Source organism: Acrocarpospora sp. B8E8 (assembly GCF_039871605.1).
GTDB classification, from domain to species: Bacteria; Actinomycetota; Actinomycetes; order Streptosporangiales; family Streptosporangiaceae; genus Acrocarpospora; species Acrocarpospora macrocephala.
In genome coordinates this window covers 426,043-443,588 of sequence record NZ_JBDPLV010000001.1, presented here as the reverse complement: position 1 = coordinate 443,588, position 17,546 = coordinate 426,043, and the positions used below count along the sequence as shown (strand labels likewise).

Sequence of the window (17,546 nt, the reverse complement as noted above, 5' to 3'; positions counted from 1 at the left end):
GATTGCGGGTCTATAGGTCGTTCCTGGTGAGCCAGGTCAGGCAGGCGTCGGCGACTTCACGCCAGCCGTGGTCGATGGTCAGCGAGTGGCCACGGTCGGGGAATGTGTGCAGTTCGGTGATCGCGGTGGAGTTCCGGTACTGCTTGAGCGTCACCTTGGTGACGGTCACGGGGACGGTGTGGTCCTTGCCGCCGGCGATCAGCAGCAGCGGCCCCCGGGTGCTGTTGCCGGTGTTGACCTTCGCGGGCGAACGGGGGGAGAAGTTGGCGACGGCGGCCTCGAACAACGGCTTGCCGGGTGCCGGGATGGTCCAGCGGTCGTACAATTCAGCGGCTTCCTGAGCCGGGATGGCGTTGCCGAACGCATAGGTGAACTGCTCGAGGGTGAGGGAGACGGCCCGGCGCTTGTTGGCCGGGTTCTTGAACACCGGCAGGGTCGCGCGCAGCGCCGACAACGGCAGCGGCAGCACGCCCTTGATCTGGGCGGCGTCGATCGCGATCGCGGCCGCGGCCAGATCCTGCCCGAGCAGCTTCTGAGCGATCATGCCCCCGAAGGAGTGGCCGATCAAGATCGGCTTGACGTCCAGGGCATTGATGATCTTCGTGTAGTGCGCGACGACGTCGTCGATCCCATGGTTGGCGATGCTGCCGGGTTCATTGCGGGAGATTTTGACGGTCTCGCCGTCGCCCGGCCAGCCCGGAGCGGCCGGTGCGTAGCCGGCGGTCGTGAACAGCTCGGCCCAGGAAGACCAGGAGGTGGCGTGCAGCCATAGGCCGTGGATGAAGATGACGGGAGTGGTCGTTGCGGTCATCGGTTGCTCCTCTAGCCGTCTGTGGACGGCACGTGGGTGCTCATGAGCGGGTGACGTTCTTGACCGCCTGGGCCGCGGCGGTACGGATGTGGCCGGCGACGGCTGCCGGTTGCGACAGCGTGATCGCGTGCGACCCGTCGACCTCGATGGTGTCGGCGCCGGCGCGCTCGGCCATGAAACGCTGGGCGGCGGGATGGATGGCCTGGTCGGCGGTCGCGACGACGTACCAGGACGGCAGGGTCTTCCAGCTCGCGCCAGGAGAGCTCTCCTCGAACGCCACGGCGGCGATGGGACGCTGGGCCGCGGCCACCACCGAGGTGAGGCGTTCGGGCAGGTCGGCGGCGAACACCGAGGCGAACCTGTCGGTTCTGAGGTACAACTCCATGGCCTCCTGGCCGTCGCCGGTACGGAAGGCGGCCGGGCGCAACGCCTGGCCCAGCAGGCTGTCGGGGAAGCGGCCGGCGAGATCCAGCACGCTCTCCCCCTCCTCCAGGGCGAACGCGGTCACGTAGATCAATCCGACCACGTTGCCCGCCTGAGCTCCGGCCTGGGTGATGACCACACCACCGTAGGAGTGCCCCGCCAGCAGGACCGGACCGTCGATCGCGGCGGCGACGCCGGCGAGGTAGGGGGCGTCGGTGGCCAGCCCACGGAGCGGGTTGGCCACCGCGATCACCGGGATCCCGGCTGCCTGCAGCTCGGCGATCACGCCCGCCCAGCTCGAGGCGTCCGTGAATGCGCCGTGCACCAGCAAGACGGTCGGCGTGCTGCCGTTCTTGAATTCCCGCGTGGTCATGCCGCCAATGTAGGAAGCCTCGCATGGGCCTCGCGAGCGTCACATGACTGCGTCACCGAGCGTCATCCGGCTGATGCGCGCAGCGCTGTACTCAACGCCGATCGCGAGGTGACCTCCAGCTTGGGGAAGATCCTGTAGAGGTGGGAGCTGACGGTGCGATGCGACAGGTAGAGGATCTCGCCGATTTCCCGGTTCGTCAGGCCGTCGGCCGCCATCTGGGCGATCTGCAGTTCCTGCGCGGTGAGCACGTCTCGTGCTTCGCTGCTGCGGCTGCGGCTGCTCTCGCCGGAGGCACGCAACTCCTTGCGCGCTCGATCGCCCCAGGGGATGACCCCGAGGGCGTCGAACGTCTCGCGGGCCGCGCGCAGAGGCGCTCGTGACTCGGCCGTACGCCGCCGACGCCGAAGCCATTCGCCGTAAGCCAACTGCACCCGGGCCCGTACGAAGGGCCACCGCCTCAGGTCCGCCCCGAGCGCGGCTTCGAAGTACGGCTCTGCCATAGCGTCGTCAGCCAGAACCGCCCGGGCATAGCGCAGGTCGGCGTGCAGGGCGGGCGACGGCGTCGTGAGCGCCACTGTCTCCAGCTCCGCCACGATGCCGTCGATCGCCCGGCCCTGACCGCTGTGCACCGCGGCGTCTGCGAGCTCTGCCACGGAAAAGCAGCGCAAGGCCAGGTGGAAGGCCGGATCGGCGGGGTCGTGCATCCGTCGCAGGTGATCGTAGGCGTCGGCGTAGCGTCCTTGCCCCAGCGCGGCGAGCCCGCGCGCGAGCTGCACCGTGGCCAGCACCGGGACGGCGCCGATGGGCAGGGCCATCTGCTCGGCACTCGCCGCGAGGCTCTCCACGCGATCCTGCTCGCCCCGCAGTGCGGCGAGCATCGCTCCCGAGGCCTGAGCGAGGGCGTGCATCAGCGGCTGGGAGGTCTCCTGTGCCAGCCGGACGGCCTCCTCGGCCGCGGGGATGGCCACGCTCAGGTCGGCAAGCCGTACCGCGCTCCATGCCTGAGCACCGAGGTCTCGTGCCAGGCCGCTGAGCCGGCCCTGCGCCCGCAGGGCCGGCACCGACACGGCGCGGAACTCCTCCGACAGGTCCAAGGCTCCCACCATCAACGCCGAACTGCCGAGCAGGCGGGCTGCCTGCCAGCCACCGGTCGGGTGCGCGGCCAGGTAGCGCAAACGGTCGATCACGACCTTTCCGCGCTCGATCGGAGCCGCGAACGCCAAGATCGTCAGGAGCCGCCCGTCCAGGTCGTCGATGGGCAGGCTCTCGGCCACCGTGACCACGCGTTGCCGCGACTGGTCGTCGGTATGCGCCCAGAAGCACCGCAGCGACGCACTCGACAACAGCTTCAGCGCGAGGTCGGTGTTCCCTTCCGCCGCCATGGTCTCGGCGAGGTCGGCCAGGGAGCGCGCTGCCGCACTGCCGTCGCGGATGCCGTCCTCGAAACTCTCCCTCGTCCACACCATCCGGGCCCGCTGCTGCGCCGACGGCTTCATCGGCTCGGCTTCGCCCAGCAGCCGTACGGCGATGTCGCGCCGTCCCAGCTCGGCGGCGTGCTCAGCGGCCCGAACCAGCCGTTCACATCGATGAGCGGGAACCTCACTGAGCCTGGCGGCGTGCTCCAGCGCCGCCAGACCGGACAACCGGTCGCCCCGGCGCCGGGCGCGTTCGGCCGCGGCCTCCAACTCGGAAGCGATGACCTCATCCGGCCTGGGGGTGGACGTCGCGCGGTGCCAGACGCGACGGTCCGGCTGGCCCGCGAGGACCTGCGCCAATGCGCTGTGCCCCACGTGCCGCTGGGAGATGCTCGCCCCCTGGTAGATCGCCGAGCGCATGAGCGGGTGCCGGAACCGCAGTCCGGCTTCATGCACATCAACCAGCCGCGCGCTGGCCGCGGGCGCCAGATCCGCCAACGTGACCGGCCCGCCGGTGATCACCGCGGTGGCATCCAGGGTTTCCGAAAGGGCCGCGCCATCGTTGAGCGCGGCCACCAGCAGCATGGTCCGGGTGATCGACGGCAACCCCGACATGCGGGCGGTGAAGGTCTGTTCCAGGCGGGTGGTCAGCGGAAGCCAGCCCGGCGGCAGGGCTCCTCTCCCGCTCTGCTTGTCCGCGGCGATCGGCAGTTCGACGAGAGCCAGGGGGTTCCCCGCCGCCTCTGACAACAACCGTGTACGCACCGCCGGGGCCAGTGCAGGGCTGTACGCGTCCAGTAATGCGGTGGCAGCGGTGTCATCGAGCCGATCGAGGAACAACTCCTGCAGCCCGGCCTCATCAAGAGGGCTGTGGAAACCGTCGCGTATCGCGGCCAGCAGCACAATCGGTTCGAAGTCCAGCCGTCGCGCGACGAACGCGAGTACGTCGGCGCTAGCGCGATCCAGCCAGTGGGCGTCCTCGACAAGGAGCAGGACGGGCGAGCGGGCAGCGGCCTCGCCCAGGAGATTGAGCGCCGCCAGGGCAATGAGGAATCGGTCCGGTACGCGCGCATCGGTCAATCCGAACGCCGCCCCCAACGCGTCACGCTGTGGGGCGGGCAGTTCCCCGATCTCGGCGCGAACCGGAAGCAGCAGCTGATGCAAACCAGCGAAAGGCATGTGGGTCTCTGATTCCACACCGGCGGTCCGAAGGATCCGCATCCCCCGAGCCGCCGCGATCCCCGCCGTATCCCGCAGGAGGGCCGACTTTCCGATCCCCGCCTCGCCCCGCACCAGCATCGCCCCGCCGCCATTGCGGACGCTTTCCACGAAATCGCCGAGACGCCGTTGCTCGGGTCCCCGCCCGAAGAGCGCCGTCACCGGCTGGCCTGCTGACATATGAAATCCATGATCGCTTGAGCCAGTACCCTGCCAAGCGAGCGGACCGCCCGCCGCAGGGTGCCACCCCGTGTTTGTCCTGGACAATGCGCAACATAACGCTCGGTGACACAGTCACGTGACGCTCGCGGGGCACGTGAACCGATTCCTACGGTATGCCCATGAACGCACAGTGCTCATGGAGCAGCAACCCCACCAGACGGTCGACAACTGTGTGGCCCCCGTGAAGGGATCGTCCGGCGCCTGCTCACATCAGCCACCGCCTCAAACGCAGCTGTCAATAGCCGCGCATTCCTGGGGTTTCGGTGAGCAGAGGTCGCGATCAATAAAGGGCACGGCGAAATCCCGCACTGCCTCAGCGCCTCGCGTTGAGAACCTCAGCCCACACCAAGGAGATCCGCCCATGCCCACCCACGCATCCCCGATTTCCCGGCCGAGAGTTCGGATCACGCTGCCCGTGATCCTGGCCTTCCTGGCCATCCTGGTCGCGGCCGTCTCCCCATCGGCCGCCGCCTCCACATCGGCGGACCGGCAGCGGGTCAAACCGACCGTGGTGCTGGTCCACGGCGCGTTCGCCGACGCTTCGAGCTGGAACGAGGTCATCGCCCGGCTCCAGATCGCCGGCTACCCGGTGATCGCCACCGCCAACCCGCTGCGTGATCTGAGCGGCGATTCGGCCTACCTGTCCAGCATCGTCTCCACCATCCCCGGGCCCGTCGTCCTGGTCGGCCACTCCTACGGCGGGGCGGTCATCTCCAACGCCGCCACCGGCCATTCCAACGTCAAAGCGCTGGTCTTCATCGCCGCATTCGCCCCCGACCAAGGCGAGTCGGGACTCGACCTCTCCGGCAAATACCCTGGCAGCCTGCTGCCCACCAGCCTGATCACCCGCGAGTTCCCCCTGCCCGGCGGCGGGACCGGCACGGACGCCTACATCAACCCGGCCAAGTTCCGCGCCGCCTTCGCCGCCGACCTGCCCGCCCGAGACACCGCTCTGATGGCCGCCACCCAGCGGCCCGCCTCCCTGGCCGCGCTCGGCACCCCGAGTGGTGCGCCCGCCTGGAAGAACATCCCCTCCTGGTACCTGGTCGCCGGAGCCGATCAGGCCATCCCGGCCGCGGCCCAGTGGTTCATGGCCAAGCGCGCCGGCGCGCGCACCAGCGAGGTCAAGGGAGCCTCGCACTTGGTCATGATCTCCCACTCTGACACCACCGCCGCTCTCATCGCGGCGGCGGCCCGCGCCACCTCCTGATCCCGCCACCCCGGTCCGTCCCGAAGCTATGAGATCGCGCTGTCCCAGGGACGGCGCGATCTCCATGCTTGTCGCTCCGTCCTCATCCTCGAGGGGTCGAACCGCTTGACCCTCATCACCACGGCGCTCGGCGGGGCGGCCAACCTCTGGCAGCTCACCCACCGCCTCCCTCGACTTCGAACCCCGTCTCACCAACATTTTCCAGGCCACGCCACAGGCCCCACCGTCGTGTGAGCCGGTCACGGTGGTGCGGCAGAGGAGGATGCGCCCGTCCAGGGTGCCGATGACGACAGTGTCGGGCGGGTGCGTGCCCGTCAGTGGCGCGAAGCGCGAGTAGTTCGCCCGAGTTGAGGGTGACATAGACGATGCCACCGAGGGCGTCCACCGCAGTGACCTGGTGGTCGGCGGAGTGCGTCCATCGGGCGCGACCGTCGGGGTAGGACCTGCGTACCACGCGGACGTTGCCGGGCAGCAGGCCATGCCCATGGTGAAGCCAGCCCGCGTGGATCACCGCATCGCCTTCGGCATCGCTGATGAACACGCCGGGAGCATCGAGGATCTGCCTCCCGCGGACGGCATCCCACGCCAGCGGGAACAGGGGCTAGATGACGTGTCGCTCCGGGTCCAGAGCGACCGCCCATTTGATCGCCAGCTGGGCGGTACCGTGCAGGCCCGACAGCATCCAGGACAGGCCCTGGCCGGCGGTGCGGACGGCCACGGTCACGCCGTCGGGGCCGGTGTAGTAGCGCTTGCCCGTGATGGTGCCGCCGCTGCCTCGATCTCCACGGCGCCGAGGTAGAGGGTGTTCGTCCCATCGGGTACGTCATCCCGCACCAGCCAGCCGAGAAACCGGTTCAAGATCCATTCTGTGACCGCCAGCTTGCGGCTGTTGGTAGGAAAGTGGAGCGGGAGCCAGCCCAGGTAGCCGCTGAGCTGACTCCCGCAAGTCGGCTCGGTAGACTGACGTGCAGGCCGTACAGGGAAGGGGAAGCTGGCATGACCGCTCAACCTCCCGGGCCCGGCCCCAGGTCGGCTCCGCAGAAGATTCGTGCCTCACTGCATGCCGACCGAAGCCCGCGCAACATCCGCGCCTGCCTCCCCGAGGACGACCACGCGGCGTTCGACGCCGGGTACCGCGAGGCCCTTCGCCGGGCCGCGGACGAGTTGGACCTGACGCCTGTGCACGAGTGTGTGGAATCCTGGCGGCGGCTGGCCATCCTCAAGGCCGATCCCGCCGACTACGCGCGAATGATGCAGACTGCCGATCGCGTCCAGCAGCTGGCTGAGCGCGGGGAGCCGAGCGGCGGTATCGCCTTCGACGACGCCTTTGCCGAGCGGCTGCGCGCCCGCGTCACCCGGGCATAGGGCCGACGGCCCGCAACGTGTACAGCATCGAATTCGACCCAATCGCCCAGGCACAAGCCGACGCACTGCCGATCGAGGCGATCAACCCGTTCCTCGAACTACGGGCACTCCTGGAGCTGCAGCCGTGGGACGGACTGCCGTTCAACCCTGAGAACCCCAAGGCCAACATGCTGACCCAGATCTTCGGCAGCGCGGGCATGGCAACTTACCTCGTCGTAGAACATTCGCGTCTGGTGTATATCGTCCGGATCGAGTGGCTCGGCTGACGGAGAGTCCCAATCGATCGGATATCTCCCGAACTCCGTGTCCACGTGGCTCGACGCCGGGGCTCTGGCGCCCCAAGTTGCCGAGTGGGCTGACGTGAACCCTTCGGGCGGCTCGCGGTGAAAGCAGAGCAGCAGACCGCACCGCCCGAGAGGATCCCATGAGGGAAGCCACCGCGACGGCCCGGGACAACGACCTCGTCCGCGGGTCCCTGACCGACCCCGAGTGCTTCGCCGCCCTTTTCGATCGGCACGCACCCCATCTACACGCCTACGTCGCCCGCCGATTAGGCCCCGACGTGGCCGACGACGTCGTCTCCGACACATTCCTGGACGCCTTCCGCCGCCGCCACGTCTACAACCCCGACCACACCGACGCCCGGCCGTGGCTCTACGGCATCGCCTCCAACCTGATCGGCAAACACCGCCGCCGGGAACAGGCCCGCTACCGTGCCTACGCCCGCAACGGCCCCGACGAGACGATCGCCGCCCTCGTCGAGGAGGGTGTCACCACCCTGGCCGTGAACCGGCCCCTGCTGCGCGCCCTGGCCGCGCTGAAACAAGGGGACCGCGACGCGCTGCTGCTGGTCGCCTGGGCGCAGTTCACCTACGGGGAGGTGGCGCTGGCCCTGTCGATTCCCGTGGGCACGGTCCGCTCCCGGTTGAACCGCGCCCGCACGAAGATGAAGACCGCGCTGGAGGCCACCGATGCGTGAGCTGGAGACCCTGTTCGAACGCCCTCCGACCACCGAGGCCAACCTGGCCGCCGCCCGGGCCCGTTTCGTGGATGGGGCCGCGAAGAGCCGCCCCCGGGGCTGGAAGAGGCTGGGCCCGTTCCTGGCGGCGCTGGCGACGGCGCTGGTGGGCATGATGGTCGCCGTGTTCCTTCGCCCGGTCCCGGTCGGCCCTCCGCCGCAACCCGAGCCGCCGCTGCTGAGCGGCGCGGAGATCCTGCGGCGGGCCGCCGACGTGGCCGAGGCGCAACCGCTTTTGAAGGCAAAGCCGGGAGAGTACAGGTACGTCCGCGCCTTTGCGGCGGGACTGGGCGTCCCCTGGAGCGCCCTCTACACGACGACCGAGGTCGAGGTGTGGACACCCGCGGACGGCAAGGGGCCCTGGCTCGACCGCTTGACGACCGAACGTGTGGAGACGCTGAACCCCGTCCTCTGCGGCTCCCAGCATCCGCCTTCCTGGCCGGCGGACCTGAGCTATCCCATCCCCAAAGGGAAAGTTCCCACGTACGCCGGCAAGTTCATAGACGTCGTGGGCAAGATTCAGAGGGCGGCGCCCTACCCGCTCCAGACGGCACGCTTGCTGCGGGTGACCGCGGAGTTTCCCGGCCTGGTCGTCAAACGAGGGGTCGCGGACGCCGCCGGGCGGCAAGGGGTGTCGGTCCTGATCGACACCGTCGGTGACAACAGCGGCGAGGAACTGGTCTTCGATCCGCGCACCTACCGATTCCTGGGGGTGCGCTTCGTGTACCCCTATGAGAGCGTGCAGGACCACCCCATGAATCCCGGCGAGGTGGTCACCGAAAAGGGCGACGTGCTGGGCGGGTGGGCGCTCCTGTCAGTCGGCGTCGCCCAGGCGCTCCCGGCTCGCGAGGACGGGATAAAGCGGCGCGAGGCCCCGAAGGAGCGCTGCCGCAAGATCTGACAGACACGACAGGGCGCCCTCCGGAAGATCCGGAGGGCGCATCCTAGCCCGGCTCCCCACGACTTGAGAACGACGGCGCGGCTCTGCTCGACCAGCTCCGCGACGTTCACGGAGGATGAAGCCCGGCCTCCGTTGGTGGGCGTGCCGTACGCGCTGCGCCATGCGGCGGTTTCGATGTGGCTGAACGCCGGCGTGCTCGCTCGCCAGGTCGCTCAGTGGGCAGGTCACAGCGTGAACGTGCTACTGCGCGTCTACGCGAAGTGCATCGACGGTCAGACGGGGTGAGGCGATGCGCCGGATCTCGGAAGCCATCGCCTAGGGGTACGGAAACTTCCCCGCGTATTCACCGCGAACAGCCGTAGATGGCCACCTACGGCCGTAGACAGCCGGACAGACGAAAACGGCCCTTGACTGGCATACACGCTGGTCAAGGGCCGTTTCTGCAGTTGGTGGCAGGTCCAGGATTCGAACCTGGGTAGTGAGCCGACGGATTTACAGACCGGCGCCTACTGCGCTCTGACCTGTAATTTCTCAGTAGCAAAGGCCCTTTGGGGAATGCATTGGGAAACGATCAATCCTGAGAGACTCCCTGCCGCCTTTGCTGGCAAGCGCAAGGATGGCCCGAGCACGTCTCAGGGAGCAGCACACGAAGGACTTGACACCGCCTGCCTGCCTGCCTGCCTGCGACCACTGTCAACCCTGAACATCCTCTGACAGAGTATGCGTGAAACGATCCACGACATCCCTGAGGTGTGGCGTGCCAGTAAACGAATGGTGGCTTAACGACCCAGCGGAAATCTTCTGGGTCGAAACAACTAACCGCACTGATATCGGGATCGACCTATGGGCACCAAAACTCGACGGGTCCGGACGTGAGCATGCTGCTTATTCGCTAACTTTTCACGTACGCCCCGGTGACGTAATCTTTCACTATGATACTAATGCCGGTCAGATTGCGTGGTGGAGCCGAGCGTCAGGTCATGCCTTTACGGAGGAACGGATCTGGGGGTCACACGGGGAAGTAGCACGTAAGGCGGGTATCCAACCTTTCAAGCGCCCGTGTTGGCGGGTTCTTTTAGAAGGGCCGTTCCCGGTAAGCCCAGTTCTGACATTAGAGGAAATAAGACGTTCCGAACCCCTCGTTAGATCTGCCCTAGAGCAGACCCGGGTGAGAGTCTCTGGAAGTATCTATCCACCGTTTGCTCTCTCAGATAAAAGACCGATCAGAGCGACCCAGTTCTATTTGACCAAGATGCCCCGAACTCTGGCAGAGGCGTTTCCTGCCTTAGCTGATGCTTTGTCCGAGAGCAGAATAGAAGCCCTCTTAGCCGATAATCACGCACTTGCATTAGGCCAAGCCTACGTGCCAGCCAATGAGCAACGCTCGGTCACTGAACCCGAACCCTTCACTGTGGATCCCGCGCTGATGGAGAGAAGTCAGCGAAGCCACGCCCACACTCAGAACGCCTTAGCATCCTATGTGACAAGCCAAGGTTGGATTGCCAGGAGCCCATCCTCCAATGAACCCCTATATGACATTGCATGGATGGCCGACGATATACTATTCGTAGCCGAGGTCAAGAGTTTGAGCGACGAGAACGAAGAAAGGCAACTTCGGTATGGCCTCGGCCAAGTTCTACGTTATGCGGATTTACTCAGAGGCTCCATTCCGGTCCACCCCGTACTTTCCATAGAGCGCGCGCCACGCGATCTGACATGGTCCGAGCTTTGCGAACGGTTAGGTGTGACCCTCTGCTGGCCTTCGACCTTTGGCCGACTCAAGCGCCCTTAAGCCTGAGCACCGGTAGAGAGGTCAGGAGAGGCAGTCGGACCAACTCGGCAGTACAGGATGCCCTCTTAGGCAGTAGAGCTGGACCCGATCAAGTGAATGCCGTCATGTTGCCGGATAGCCGGTCGATATTCGCCGCGCATTGCATCAAGAACGCGGATTGCGAACGCCTCGGTAGCGAACGATGCGACTTCATCGGCGGTAACCCACTGAAACGCTCGTGATTCGTCGTTCTCGGTCAGGGACCCAGCCACGGCGCGGCATCGAAAGACAAGGGCGACAATCCCCCGAGCCATGTTCTTGTATACCCCTGTCAGAGCCTCCACTTCGACTTCAAGTCCCGTCTCCTCATGGACTTCGCGACGAAGGCCAGTCGTGATGTCTTCGTCGCGTTCTAGGATGCCGCCCGGCGCTTCCCAGTGGCTGTTGTCACGCCGCTGGATCAAGAGTGCGCGGCCTTCTGCATCGAGCACGACGCCGGAAACGCTGACTGAGTGACGATTGTCCTGATTCATGCTGCCCTCCGGCGCTTCATCTACACAGCTACACTCACGGTAGTACACGTACGTACAAGTGGAGGAGTGGACTGTGGCTGACATCGCCCTGCCTGGTCTCGACCCCGCATCTGATCGCCCGGTCTTCAAGCAGATCGCTGATCACCTTCGTGAAGCCATGGACCGGAATGTCCTTCCACCAGGGTCCAAGGTGCCCTCAGAGAGCCAGCTCATGACGCATTACGGCGTTGCTCGCATGACAGTCCGCAACGCGCTACAGCTTCTACAGAGCGAGGGTCTGACGGTCGCTGAGCATGGGAAGGGGGTATTCGTCCGATCCCGACCGCAGGTTCGGCGTCTGGCTTCTGACCGCTTCGCACGACGCCACCGCGAACAAGGGAAAGCCGCGTTCATCGCTGAAACAGAAGAGTCAGGAGGCAAACCGTCCGTTGACTCCATCCGAATCAGCGAAGAGGAAGCCTCCACCGATGTGGCGAAGCGTCTTGGTTTGACATCAGGGCAGAGCGTGATTGTGCGATCACGGCGCTACCTGATCAACGATCACCCCGTTGAGACTGCCGTCTCATACATTCCCGCTCACATCGCGCAAGGGACTCAGATCACCCAACCGAACAGCGGCCCAGGCGGTATCTATGCACGCCTGGAAGAGTTGGGGTATCGACTCGATCACTTTGACGAGGAGATCCGTTCCAGGATGCCCCTTCGGGACGAGGTCAAAGCGCTCAAGCTTGCGCCGGGCATTCCGGTCTTCCACCTCATCCGCACGGCCTACGCCGACGACGGGCAGGCCGTTGAGGTCTGCGACACAGTGATGTCGAGTGATGCCTACGTCCTCGCGTACCAACTTCCTGCACGATAGGACTTGACTCCTCTAGACGAGTCTGAGATACATGTATTGCAACTCCTCTAGACGAGTAGATGCCTAGATGAGTTGGCACAGCCGGAAGACCTGGGAAGGCGGCCACAAGCCGCGCGCCGACGGGCTGTCGCACATGCCGCTTGATCAACTCAATAGCGATGAACAGGGCCACCGCCTCCCGCGAAAAGGCGGCCCGCGCAAGGACAACGACCCTGCGCACTGACCTTCTGCACGCATCTAGACGTGCCCCTGACCAAGTCCGGAGCGGTGTGTTTCCGCCAAGACCCGCACCGCTCCGGGTCTCCTCAACCATCAAGGAGCCCACCCATCATGACTCACAGACCTGCCCACCCTTCGCGCATGTCGCTGACCGAGGTCGAAGCGACGTGGCGCGTGGACGGCGACACGCCGCTTCCTGAGTGCACGTACGACCCGGAGTTGCACACCGGTCCGCGCTTCACCATCGAGACGCCCGCCGAACGCACCGCCCGCGAGGACGTGGCACGCGAGGTCTGCGCCGCCTGCCCGGCCCGCGCCCTGTGTGAGCAGTACGCGCGCAAAGTCCGCCCGGCCTCCGGTATCTGGGCTGGCCGCACTGCTACCGAGTTCACCCCGCTCTCTTCGCCTCGCGGCGTGCGTGAGGTGGCGTGATGGATACCGCCCGCGCCGAACACGCGATCACGCTGCACATGGCCGAATACGAGCGGCTCAAGGCCGAACAGGTGTCCCGTATCGGCTTCCGCGACAACCTGCTGTACGCGCAGCTGACCTCGGTCGCGGCGCTCGCCGCTGTGACCGCTTCCTCCGGTCGGCTGTACCTGCTGCTGGCGCTCCCGGTTACGGGTGTGGTGCTCGGCTGGACGCATCTGTGTGCCGACCACATGGTGACCATGATCGGCCGCTACATCCGGGAAGACCTCGCTCCGCGTCTGATCGCCGCCGCCGACCTGGACAGCGCCGACACCAGCGCCGTGTTCGGCTGGGAGCACGACCACCACCGCGACACGCGCCGCCGCTCCCGCAAGTGGTTCCAGCTCGCCGTGAACCTGCTGGCGTTCTGCCTGGCCCCATTGACGGGCCTCGCCTTGGTGTGGATCGCCGGACGGCTTTCGCCCCTGCTGATCGCCGCCTCGCTGGTGGAACTGCTGATCGTCGGCCTGCTGGCCGCCCAGATGACCCTGTACGCCGAGCTTCCCCAGCTCCGGAAGGGCGGTGCCCGCTCATGAGCCGCATCCGCGCCCGTTTCTGGGATCCGACCGGCGCCCGGTACGGCATCCCCACCTACCCGTGGAAGATGTCGCCGCCGCACCTGCGCACCCTGCGCCAGCTGGCCGCCGATGGCCTGCGCCCCGCAGGGCAGGGCGTGCAGGCACAGGTGCTGTGGCGCTCCCGCCGCCACGGCGCGCCCGGTGTGCGTGCCGCCTACCTGTATGACGTGCGGTTCGCGCTGCCCAAGCGCACCCCGACCGCGCGCCAGCGTGCCGCGCTGGCCAAGGCGAATGCCGCCCGCCGTACCTGCCCGCTGTGCCTGCGGGATGTCGGCTACGTGCTGCCGCGCCACCTCGGCACCTGCCTGGACTGCGCCAACGGCGCCGAGTGCGGACAGGAGGCCGCCGCATGAACAGCACCGACACCCGCCCGCGTGAGCTGAGCAAGGGCGAACGCACCGCCGTCACCGTGACCGCCGCCGTGACCGGCGTGCTGGGCGTGCTCGGCTTCGTCAACAGCTTCGAGCGCGTGGCCAGCGCCGCCGCGCCGTCCTTCGGTTGGTTCGCCTGGAGTGTCCCGCTCGGTATCGACTTGGGCATCGCGGTGTTCTCCGCGCTGGACATCGTGCTCGCGCGTCTCGGTATGCGGCTGCGCTGGCTGCGGTTCATCCCGTGGGCGCTGACCGCCGCCACCGTGTACCTCAACGTGGCCGCCTATCTGGAAGCCGCGGTAATCGACTGGTTCGCGGTCGTGGCGCACGCGCTGCTGCCGCTGCTGTGGGTCGTGGCCGTGGAAGTCGGCGCGCACGTCATCCGCAAACGCGCCGACCTGGTCAAGCCCGACCGGATGGACGGCATCCGTGGCTCGCGCTGGCTGCTGGCCCCGCTGCCGACCTTCGCCTTATGGCGGCGCATGGTTCTGTGGGAGGTCCGCAGCTACCCCGAGGCGCTCGGGCGTGAGCGTGACCGCATCATGGCCAAGACCGACCTGCAAGACCGCTACGGCAAGCTGTGGCGGTTCAAGGCCAGCCGCCGTGAACGCGCCCTGTATCGCCTCGGCGAGCTTTTGCCGGCCGAATCGCCGATCCGCGCCGACGCTGTGCGGCTCACCGCCGCGCCTGCGAGCTCTGGTCTGCCGTCGCGCGCCGCGCTGCCGCCCGCTCCCCGCAAGCCGCGCGCTTCGGCCGCCAGCAAGCGCGCCCGTGCGGCGAAGCCACCTGCGCCGGACGTGGACAGCTTGATGCCGCTCGGCTGGCAGATCGCTGCCGACCTCGACGCGCGCGGCCTGCCGCTCACCCGTGACCGGCTGCTGGCCGCCGTCCGCGAAACCGGGCAGTCCATCTCCTCCGACCGCGCCTCAGCGCTGCTATCCCGCCTCAAGGCCGAAGCCCCCGCCGACCCGGCGCACCGTCAGCCGGACGGCGAACTCGCGGCCTGATGCATCACCCGGGCGGACCGTCCGCATGGTCCGCCCGGTCCTGCCCGCCCACCCCCGCCTCGGAATGAGACCCCGCCATGTCCATGCTTCTCACCGCCGCCGCTTCGCTCATCACGCTGGCCTGCGCCGCGCTGGTGGTCTACACCCTGCTCCGCTACTGGATCACCCACCGGCGCGTGTCCGGCGAACTGCACACGCACATGGCCCTGCACAGCAAGACCTGCTGCAACCCCAACAAGCGCCCCAGCGACCGGGAGAGCACCCGGTGAGCAGCCCCGACCGCAGGTTCAGCAGGCAGGGCGCGGCCCCAATCCGCCAAGACAACGGCCGCGCCCTGCTCCCCGCAACCCGCTTCGAGCACGAGGTGACCTCATCATGACGCACGACACGTTCACGCCCGCCGACCGCCCGGACCTGACTCCCGAGGAGACTCCGGACGGCGCGCGGACCGACCACCCGGACGACCGCCCGGACGGCAAGGGGGCTGACATCGTCCCCATCGAGTCGGCCCGCGCCGGACGGCACCCCTACAGCAAGCTGTCCGACCGGCCGGACGGACCGCCGGACGACAGCACGCCGACCGTGGCGGACCGTCCGGTCCTGGAAGGCGACATCGTCCGCGTCGATCAGAGCGGACCGGACCGGCACGACTGGCGGACCGACCTGGAGGCCAAGGCGCGCACCCGTCAGCCGATCGTCCCTTTGTGGCTGCGCTCCCGCGCCGAGGCCGCCCAGACCCTTCGCTGGGTCGGCCTCCACTACGCGCACGTAACCGGCTACCAGCTCGCCCGCGCGCCGCTGTATGGCGGACGGCTGGCCATCCGCGCGCCGCGCGGGTTCGTCCGCCTGGTGGGCGGGATGGTCCGCTGGACCTTCGACCTGGAAGGCGAGCCGGTACGGGTCGCCACCGTGCTCAAGGCCGACCCCGAGGCGTACCTGAAGCTGTCCCGGCAGCGTGACTCCCGCGTCCGGCTGCGCGTGTGGGTCACCGGCGCGGCGCTGGTGGTGCTGCTGATCGCCGCAATCGTGGTGGCCAACCAGCCGACCGCCGTGCAGTGGACGGCGCTGGCCGCCGCGCTCGCGCTGCTGGGCATCCTCGGCAAGCCCGCCGACCGCCCGCTCATCAACCGCGCCGTCGTGGCGAGCGCTGTGGAGAAGCTGACCGGCGACATCGTCATCCGATCCCTGACCGTGCTCGGCATCGCGGGCATCAACCAGGCCATGGCCAAGAACGCCAAGGATGCCATCCGGTTCGTCGCGCCGATCACCCGTGATGGTCCCGGCTGGCGTGCCGACATCGATCTTCCGTACGGCGTGACCGTGGCCGATGTGTTGGACAAGCGCGACCGGATGGCCTCGGCGTTGCGCCGCCCGCTGGGCTGCATCTGGCCCGAGGGCGATTCCTCCATCCATGAGGGACGGCTGATCCTGTGGGTGGGCGACAAGGACCTGTCCAAGACCGTCGTCAAGTCCCCGCTGGTCAAGGCTGGCATGCACGATGTGTTCAAGGGCATCCCGTTCGGGTCGGACCCGCGCGGACGCGCCGTCACCGTGCCGATCATCGAGCACAACATCCTGATCGGCTCCCAGCCCGGCCAGGGGAAGACCGCCTCGGTCCGCGTGCTGGCCTCCGGCGCGGCGCTGGACCCGTCCACCGAGATGTGGATTCACGAGCTCAAGGGCACCGGCGACGTTGAGGCGCATGAGCAGAACTGCCACCGCTACGTCTCCGGCATCGAAGATGAGGCCATCGCCTACGCCGCCGATTCGCTGGTCTTGCTGCGCAAGGAGGTCATGCGCCGCGCCGCCGCGCTCAAGGCCCTGCCGCCCGACCTGTGCCCGGACAAGAAGGTCACCCGGCAGATCGCCGACAAGCGCTCGCTGGGCCTGCACCCGCTCATTGCCATCTTCGACGAGTGTCAGAACCTGTTCGCGCACCCTGAGTACGGCAAGCAGGCAGGTGAGGACGCCGAGTTCATCATCAAGCTGGGGCGCGCTCTCGGTGTGGTGCTGATCCTGGCCACCCAGCGGCCCGACAAGGACAGCCTGCCCACCGGCATTTCGGCGAACGTGTCCATCCGGTTCTGCCTGCGGGTCGCCGGACAGCTCGAAAACGACATGATCCTTGGCACGTCGGCCTACAAGAACGGCATCCGCGCCACGATGTTCGTGCCCGGTCCTCCCGCCAAAGGCGGTGACGCCGGTACCGGGTACCTGGTTGGCGCGACCCAGATGCCCAAGGTGGTCAAGTCGGCCTACCTCGACACCCCGGCCACCCAGAAGATTGCCGACCGCGCCCGCGCGCTGCGCTCCGGTGCGGGCGTGCTGACCGGTCACGCCCTCGGCGAGCGACCTGAGCAGGTCACGCCGAGCTTCGATCTGCTGGCCGACATCCTGGCCGTGGTCCCGCCCGCCGAGGCCAAGGTGTGGAACGAGGTCGTGGTGGATCGCCTCGGCGAACTCCGCCCGGACGCCTACGGCGCATGGGTGGCCTTGGAGGGCGGCGCGAAGACCGGTCAGCTCACCACCGCGCTCAAGCCGTACGGCGTGCGGACCATGCAGGTGTGGGGCACCCCCGAGGGCGGCGGCAAGGGCGCGAACCGCATCGGCATCGCCCGTGACGACATCCTCGCCGCCGTCACCCAGCGTGACAAGAGCCGGGTTTCCGGCGCGGCCTCCTAACCCCCGGATCGCCTCTAGACCTAGAGCCCTACCCCTCTAGGTCTAGAGGCTCCCCTAGACCCCGAAACAGCGATCTACCAGGGATCTAGCGCCTAGACC

General features: G+C 67.5%; 19 protein-coding genes. 13 read left to right on the top strand and 6 right to left on the bottom strand.

Features of this window, described 5'->3' with window-relative positions; all coding sequences use genetic code 11:
* Nucleotides 1-10: 10 nt before the first annotated feature.
* The 3 genes from ABGB08_RS02105 to ABGB08_RS02095 all read right to left on the bottom strand — a co-directional run bounded on the left by ABGB08_RS02105 (nt 11) and on the right by ABGB08_RS02095 (nt 4,420).
* Nucleotides 11-811, bottom strand: a complete 801-nt coding sequence (locus tag ABGB08_RS02105) for an alpha/beta hydrolase (RefSeq protein WP_347585546.1) — start codon at nt 809-811, stop codon at nt 11-13.
* 40 nt (nt 812-851) lie between these two features.
* Nucleotides 852-1,607 (bottom strand): alpha/beta hydrolase, encoded by a 756-nt coding sequence (locus ABGB08_RS02100; protein ID WP_347585543.1) that lies wholly within the window; start codon nt 1,605-1,607, stop codon nt 852-854.
* A 62-nt stretch (nt 1,608-1,669) separates the two neighbouring features.
* On the bottom strand, nt 1,670-4,420 hold the full coding sequence (locus ABGB08_RS02095) for an AAA family ATPase (protein ID WP_347585541.1): 2,751 nt from the start codon (nt 4,418-4,420) through the stop codon (nt 1,670-1,672).
* Nucleotides 4,421-4,823: 403 nt separating this feature from the next.
* Between ABGB08_RS02095 and ABGB08_RS02090 the strand changes: the two genes are divergently transcribed.
* Nucleotides 4,824-5,672 carry an alpha/beta hydrolase gene (locus ABGB08_RS02090; protein WP_347585539.1) on the top strand — a complete coding sequence of 283 codons (849 nt, stop codon included), beginning with the start codon at nt 4,824-4,826 and terminating at the stop codon, nt 5,670-5,672.
* A gap of 154 nt (nt 5,673-5,826) precedes the next feature.
* Here the strand turns inward: ABGB08_RS02090 and ABGB08_RS02085 are convergent, their stop codons facing one another.
* The gene (locus ABGB08_RS02085; RefSeq protein ID WP_347585536.1) at nt 5,827-6,213 is read right to left on the bottom strand and encodes a hypothetical protein; all 387 of its coding nucleotides are present in this window, start codon (nt 6,211-6,213) and stop codon (nt 5,827-5,829) included.
* A 60-nt stretch (nt 6,214-6,273) separates the two neighbouring features.
* Nucleotides 6,274-6,396: a hypothetical protein gene (locus ABGB08_RS02080; RefSeq protein ID WP_347585534.1), complete on the bottom strand. Its 123-nt coding sequence runs from the start codon at nt 6,394-6,396 to the stop codon at nt 6,274-6,276.
* Between the two features lie 272 nt (nt 6,397-6,668).
* Between ABGB08_RS02080 and ABGB08_RS02075 the strand changes: the two genes are divergently transcribed.
* The 5 genes from ABGB08_RS02075 to ABGB08_RS02055 all read left to right on the top strand — a co-directional run bounded on the left by ABGB08_RS02075 (nt 6,669) and on the right by ABGB08_RS02055 (nt 9,241).
* Nucleotides 6,669-7,037, top strand: a complete 369-nt coding sequence (locus ABGB08_RS02075) for a DUF6247 family protein (RefSeq protein ID WP_347585532.1) — start codon at nt 6,669-6,671, stop codon at nt 7,035-7,037.
* Between the two features lie 17 nt (nt 7,038-7,054).
* Nucleotides 7,055-7,303 (top strand): hypothetical protein, encoded by a 249-nt coding sequence (locus ABGB08_RS02070; protein WP_347585530.1) that lies wholly within the window; start codon nt 7,055-7,057, stop codon nt 7,301-7,303.
* A 158-nt stretch (nt 7,304-7,461) separates the two neighbouring features.
* Entirely contained in the window at nt 7,462-8,016 is a 555-nt protein-coding gene (locus ABGB08_RS02065) for an RNA polymerase sigma factor (RefSeq protein WP_347585528.1), read from the top strand.
* Entirely contained in the window at nt 8,009-8,956 is a 948-nt protein-coding gene (locus tag ABGB08_RS02060; RefSeq protein WP_347585526.1) for a hypothetical protein, read from the top strand. Before ABGB08_RS02065 ends, ABGB08_RS02060 begins: the two co-directional genes overlap by 8 nt.
* Nucleotides 8,957-9,019: 63 nt before the next feature.
* Nucleotides 9,020-9,241, top strand: a complete 222-nt coding sequence (locus ABGB08_RS02055) for a hypothetical protein (protein ID WP_347585524.1) — start codon at nt 9,020-9,022, stop codon at nt 9,239-9,241.
* Nucleotides 9,242-10,813: 1,572 nt separating this feature from the next.
* On the opposite strand, the gene ABGB08_RS02050 is transcribed toward ABGB08_RS02055, so the two are convergent.
* Nucleotides 10,814-11,260, bottom strand: coding sequence for an NUDIX domain-containing protein (locus tag ABGB08_RS02050; protein ID WP_347585522.1), 447 nt, complete (start codon nt 11,258-11,260; stop codon nt 10,814-10,816).
* Between the two features lie 73 nt (nt 11,261-11,333).
* Here ABGB08_RS02050 and ABGB08_RS02045 point away from each other — a divergent pair, with 73 nt between their 5' ends.
* The 7 genes from ABGB08_RS02045 (at nt 11,334) to ABGB08_RS02015 (ending at nt 17,447) form a co-directional block, all read left to right on the top strand.
* Nucleotides 11,334-12,119, top strand: a complete 786-nt coding sequence (locus ABGB08_RS02045) for a GntR family transcriptional regulator (RefSeq protein WP_347585520.1) — start codon at nt 11,334-11,336, stop codon at nt 12,117-12,119.
* 330 nt (nt 12,120-12,449) lie between these two features.
* Nucleotides 12,450-12,770: a WhiB family transcriptional regulator gene (locus tag ABGB08_RS02040; protein WP_347585518.1), complete on the top strand. Its 321-nt coding sequence runs from the start codon at nt 12,450-12,452 to the stop codon at nt 12,768-12,770.
* Nucleotides 12,770-13,345 carry a hypothetical protein gene (locus tag ABGB08_RS02035; protein WP_347585516.1) on the top strand — a complete coding sequence of 192 codons (576 nt, stop codon included), beginning with the start codon at nt 12,770-12,772 and terminating at the stop codon, nt 13,343-13,345. The genes ABGB08_RS02040 and ABGB08_RS02035 overlap by 1 nt, the downstream gene beginning before the upstream one ends.
* Nucleotides 13,342-13,740: an RRQRL motif-containing zinc-binding protein gene (locus ABGB08_RS02030; protein WP_347585514.1), complete on the top strand. Its 399-nt coding sequence runs from the start codon at nt 13,342-13,344 to the stop codon at nt 13,738-13,740. The genes ABGB08_RS02035 and ABGB08_RS02030 overlap by 4 nt, the downstream gene beginning before the upstream one ends.
* Nucleotides 13,737-14,765: a DUF2637 domain-containing protein gene (locus tag ABGB08_RS02025; protein ID WP_347585512.1), complete on the top strand. Its 1,029-nt coding sequence runs from the start codon at nt 13,737-13,739 to the stop codon at nt 14,763-14,765. Before ABGB08_RS02030 ends, ABGB08_RS02025 begins: the two co-directional genes overlap by 4 nt.
* Nucleotides 14,766-14,842: 77 nt before the next feature.
* Nucleotides 14,843-15,034, top strand: coding sequence for a hypothetical protein (locus tag ABGB08_RS02020; RefSeq protein WP_347585510.1), 192 nt, complete (start codon nt 14,843-14,845; stop codon nt 15,032-15,034).
* 106 nt (nt 15,035-15,140) lie between these two features.
* Nucleotides 15,141-17,447, top strand: a complete 2,307-nt coding sequence (locus ABGB08_RS02015) for a cell division protein FtsK (RefSeq protein ID WP_347585508.1) — start codon at nt 15,141-15,143, stop codon at nt 17,445-17,447.
* The last annotated feature ends 99 nt before the right edge of the window (nt 17,448-17,546 follow it).